The organism is Natronomonas sp. (assembly GCF_046710025.1).
Lineage (GTDB): Archaea > Halobacteriota > Halobacteria > Halobacteriales > Haloarculaceae > Natronomonas.
The window spans coordinates 1-5,113 of the sequence record NZ_JBKEGK010000188.1 but is presented as its reverse complement, the minus strand read 5'-3'; the positions used below and the strand labels follow the sequence as shown (position 1 = coordinate 5,113).

General features: G+C 65.9%; 4 protein-coding genes. 3 read left to right on the top strand and 1 reads right to left on the bottom strand.

The window, feature by feature from the left end; translation table 11 throughout:
• Positions 1-156 precede the first annotated feature (156 nt).
• Complete coding sequence (locus ACI944_RS11540; RefSeq protein ID WP_411719205.1) at positions 157-588, bottom strand: hypothetical protein; 432 nt, start codon at positions 586-588, stop codon at positions 157-159.
• A gap of 207 nt (positions 589-795) precedes the next feature.
• Between ACI944_RS11540 and sod the strand changes: the two genes are divergently transcribed.
• The 3 genes from sod to ACI944_RS11525 all read left to right on the top strand — a co-directional run.
• Positions 796-1,401 carry a superoxide dismutase gene (gene sod, locus ACI944_RS11535; protein WP_411719204.1) on the top strand — a complete coding sequence of 202 codons (606 nt, stop codon included), beginning with the start codon at positions 796-798 and terminating at the stop codon, positions 1,399-1,401.
• Between the two features lie 166 nt (positions 1,402-1,567).
• The gene (locus tag ACI944_RS11530; RefSeq protein WP_411719203.1) at positions 1,568-3,358 is read left to right on the top strand and encodes a vWA domain-containing protein; all 1,791 of its coding nucleotides are present in this window, start codon (positions 1,568-1,570) and stop codon (positions 3,356-3,358) included.
• Positions 3,358-5,113: vWA domain-containing protein (locus tag ACI944_RS11525; protein ID WP_411719202.1), on the top strand; the 1,756-nt coding region annotated here is incomplete at its 3' end. The genes ACI944_RS11530 and ACI944_RS11525, both read left to right, overlap by 1 nt.

Sequence of the window (5,113 nt, the reverse complement as noted above, 5' to 3'; positions counted from 1 at the left end):
CGAGCCGGTCGTCGACCACAGCGAGCGCCGAGAGCAGGCGTTGTCGATGTTCGAGCGCGCCCGCGGTGACTCGGACTGAGACGGGGCGGCGTACGCTGTTCGCGGCGAGCGTCGATTTCCGGCGGATATTCGGCTTGTGTCACCGATCCGAAACGGTTACTCGTCGAACGTTTCCCAGTCGGCGGTCGTACCCAGGATGTCGGCGAGGGACTCGATCGCCCCCCGGAGCTCCTCGATCTGCCGTCGTTGGTTCTTGACAACCGTCTTGAGGTCGGTGACATCTGCCTCGATCGTCTCGGTCTGGTGCTGTTCGACATCCTCGATGTTCCCCGCGAGTTCCTCGACCCAGTCAGTCAACTCGACGACCTCGGTCTCGGAGGCCATCGCCGACTCGTCGGGGTCTAAGAGCATCTGTCGGTTCGATAGGATGGCCTCGGAGACGCTTTCGGTGCCGTCGGGTAACTCGATTGTCAGCGGATCGGGCGAGATTGCGCCGCCGCCGTCCGACGGGTCGGCGTCCCCGTTCACCGCGGTCAGGTCGGTGGAGTCGTTGCTCGGATCGGTAGTGGCGTTCGGGTCGGAAGTCATGGTTATATTTAGCAGGCTACCGGAATATAAATACGCAGGTCGTGTCAGACGTGTGGCATACGTTCGGTTCAGATGGGACGCAAACCGAACCGACAGCACGGATATCCCACTACCGCTTAAATACCCACAATATAGTGGCGTGGTACCATACCTACATGAAGTTTTAACAGGATTGCGGGAATGTACTTGTACTAGAGGTCGATATAAATGTCCGAACACTCCAACCCCGAACTGCCGCCGCTCCCATACGAGTACGACGCCCTTGAGCCGTCCATCTCCGAGCAGGTCGTGACGTGGCATCACGATACCCACCACCAAGGCTACGTCAACGGCATCGAGGCCGCCGAGGAGACGCTGGCCGAGAACCGCGAGGCCGGCGAGTTCGGCGGCTCCGCCGCGGCGATCCGGGACGTGACCCACAACGGCTGTGGACACTATCTCCACACGCTGTTTTGGGAGAACATGCACCCCAACGGCGGCGGCGAGCCGTCTGGCGATCTTGCCGACCGCATTGAGGAGGACTTCGGGTCCTACGAAGGCTGGAAGGGCGAGTTCGAAGCCGCTGCGGGCGACGCAAGCGGCTGGGCGCTGCTCGTGTACGATCCGGTCTCGGATCAGTTGCGCAACCTCGTCGTCGACCAACACGACCAGGGCGCGCTGTGGGGCAGCCATCCAATCCTCGCACTCGACGTGTGGGAGCACTCCTACTACTACGACTACGGCCCCGACCGCGGAAGCTTCGTCGAGGGCTTCTTTGAGGTCATCGACTGGGACAACGTCGCCGAGCAGTACGAGAAGGCCACCCAGCAGTAACCGTAGTCACACCGACGATTTTCTTTCGACGCTGTCCCGCCGAGTCACGAGGCCGCACTACCCAGTCGCGACGCCGGAGGTTACCTGAAGACGGCACGCCCGCGGTCGTATCGAGCCAGCCAGGAGAGTTAGACACATATGCCTCTGTGTTCTTTTGTCTGGCACGATGGCCCTGCTTCAGTCCGGCGGATTGCTCGCGAACCCGCTCGGACTCCTCGGCCTCGCGGCGCTTGTCCCGCTCATCGTGTTGTATCTCGTCCGCCCCGACCCCCGGCGATACGACCTCCCGACTGTCGAGTTCCTCACGGAGGCCGACGGCGACAGCAGCAGACAGCGAATCCGCGATCGGTTCCGTATCTCGACGATCTTTCTGTTGCAGGCGCTGGTCCTCGTTGCGATCCCGCTCGCGCTGGCCGGGCCGCAGGTTCCCCTTCCCGGCGGGGCAGCCGGTGAGACGGTCGTCGTCCTCGATACCAGCGCGAGCATGGCGACGACGGACGGGGAGTCGACGCGTTTCGAACGTGCCGTCGGCGTCGCCGAGGACGCGACGGGCGACCGGACGACGCTCGTCACCTCAGCACCCGATCCGTCGATCGAAATCGCGGACGGCGGCCGTGATGCAACGGCTGCAGCGCTGTCGCAAACGTCCGTCACGGACACGCCAGGCGATCTCAGGCGGGCGGTCAGGGTCGCCGCCGACGCTCACGACGACCCCCGCCGGATCGTCGTCGTCAGCGACTTCGTCGACGGCACGGACTGGGAGGCGGCTGTCGAGAGCGTCCGGGCAGGCGGCAACGAGGTCGTCCTGCGCCGGACCGGGGGCGGCGGCGCGGACAACGTCGGGATCGTCGACCTGTCGGTGACGACCACGGAGGCGACGGCAGTCGTCACGAACGGCGGCGAGACAGAGCAGACGCGGGACATCTCTCTCGGCGAGAGCACCGAGACCGTCACGCTGGCCCCCGGCGACGTGACCGAGGTGGCGCTTCCGGTCCCGTCCGGGGGCGGCGAACTGCGGCTCTCGCCCGGCGACTCCTTCCCGACGGATGACGTCGCGTACGTCGGCGCCCCGTCGGATCGTGAAATCGACGTTCTCGTCGTGACGAACGACGAGAACGTCTACCTGACGACGGCACTCGACGTGATGGGCGACGTCCGTGTCGACATCGCCGAGCCGCCCGTCAGCGACGCCCGTGGCTACGATGTCGTTGTGTTCAGCAACGTCGATCCGGATCGGATCCTCGAGGGGACGATCGCGGACGTGCGCACCGAGGTCGAGGACGGTGCCGGTGTCGTCGTCCAAAGCCAAGCCGATATCGCCGAGGTCGGGTACGGGGAGCTGTTGCTTCTCGATCCCGGCGAGGTCGGCATCCAAACGGAGGTGCGGACGGTCGAATCCCACCCAATTGTCAACGGGATCGGGTTCGTCCCCGCGGGGGCGTACGTCTCCGGCGACCTCCGACGTGGAACGGCGCTCGCTGTCGCCGACGACGACAGTCCCATGATCGCGGCCGACGGGATCGGTGCCGGACGGGCGGTGTACTACGGCTACATCGAGGACGACTCCGCGTTCAAATTCGACTACCGCTACCCGGTGTTCTGGCGAGGGGTGATGACGCACGCCGCTGGACGGACGCCGATCGAGGAGTTGAACCGTGGAACCGGCGGGACGATCGAGTTCGGCAGCGAGACGGTCGTAGAAACGCCGGGCGGAACGGTCGAAACAGCCCGACTCGAAGCGACCGAGGCTGGATTCTACTCGGCGTCGGGAAAGCGCTACGGCGTCAGCCTGCGCTCGCCGGCGGAATCGGCTGTCGTCTCCGAGCCGATCGAGGCGGAGACGGGAACGCTCCAAACGGGATCGACGCCACAGTCGCTCACGCCGTGGCTCGCGCTTGTCGCGCTACTCGTCGGCGTGCTTGAGCTCGGCTACCTCAAATACCGGGGGGAGCTGTGATGGTCCTCAGTAGTATGCAGGCTGCGGTCATCGGCGCATCACGGGGCGCGGTTACCCTCGGCGCGATCGGCCCGGTCGGCTTCGAGCGGCCGCTGTTTTTCGCCGCGCTTCCTGTCGCGCTCGCTGCTGTCGTCGTCCTTTTTTATTGGAACGTCGGGCCGGGGGCGCCGACGGGGCGGACGCGGACGCTCATGATCGTCACGCGGGTTCTCGTGGCCGTCCTGCTTGTCACCGCGGCCGCCGGACCCTATGTGGTCGACGTCAGCCGCTCCGTCGGCGAGCCTGAGGTGCAACTCCTCGTCGACGACTCGGCGAGCATGGACGTCTACGACGAGGATGCCGAGTCGATCGCCGAGTCGATCGAAGCCGAGGGCGTCCCGGTTCGGCGGACGACGATCGCCTCCGGCGAGTCCTCGCCGATCGGGGACGAGGTGCTCCGGAGCATCGAGGCGGGGTCACACGTCGTGTTGCTCTCCGACGGACGGGTGACGGAGGGGCGCAGCCTCAGGTCCGCGGTCGACATCGCCACCGAGCGCAACGCTACGATCAGCGCGCTCCGGGTAGAACCCGCACGCAGCGAACGGCTCGTCCGCATCGATGCCCCCGAGACCACGACCGAAGGGGCCGAGGAGTCGCTTCTCGTCACCGTCGGGGGCGTGGGCGAGGCGGACGCGACGCTCACCGTAACGATCGACGGCGAACAAGTACGCGAGGAGACGGTATCTGACCCCACGTCGATCGAACTCGAGCACACCTTCGAGGAGCCAGGGGATCACCGGATCGAGGCGACGATCGACGCCGGCAGCGACGGCGGCTTCGAGCGAAACACCGCGTTCCGCCGCGTCGTCAGAGTCGTCGAGCCCCCAGAGGTGCTGTACGTCTCGCGCGTCGACTATCCGATGCAGACGTACCTCGACGGGCTCTACGACGTGACCCGCGCCGAATCCGTGCCGGATCGTGACTCCTTAGAGGAGTATCACGCCGTCGTGATCCAGGATCTGGCGGCCGGTGATCTCGGCAACGTCGGCGCGCTCCAGTCGTACACGGCCGACGGCAACGGGGTCGTCGTCGTTGGTGGTAACAACGCGTACGCTCGTGGCGGCTACGCGTCGTCGTCGATCGCGACGATGCTCCCCGTGCGCTTCGACGAGGCGATCGGTGGCGACGACATCGTCCTCGTGGTCGACGTCTCCGGCAGCGCCGAGGAAACGATGCCCCGGATCAGGGGGCTCTCACTCGATATCCTCGAACAGATCGGCGACGAGAGCCGCCTCGGTATCGTCGCCTTCGACAGCAACTCACAGGTCGTCTCGGAACTCCGCCCCCTCGAGAGCGAGCGCGCGGAACTGCAGGAGACGATACGACGGCTCCAAGCCGGCGGCGGCACGGACATCGGAGCCGGACTCCGAGCGGCCGGCGGGATGCTCGAGGAGGGCGGTGAGGTTATCCTCATAACCGACGGGGTCGACGACTCCGATCAGGCACTCGTCGCCGCCGAGGAACTTGCCGCCAACAACGTGCGGGTGACAGGTGTCGGGTTCGGCTACTGGAGCAACGACGAGCGCCTGGCCGAGATCTCGGGGACGACCGGGGGGACCTACATTCAGCCCGACGAAACCGAGCGCCTTCGGCTGTTCTTCGACAGCGGCGCGGCCCCGCCGGAGGCCGACTCGCTGGTCGTCGTCGACCGCACGCACTTCATCACCGATGGCGTCGAAACCGAGTCGGACCCCTCGTCAGCAAACGACGTCGAGG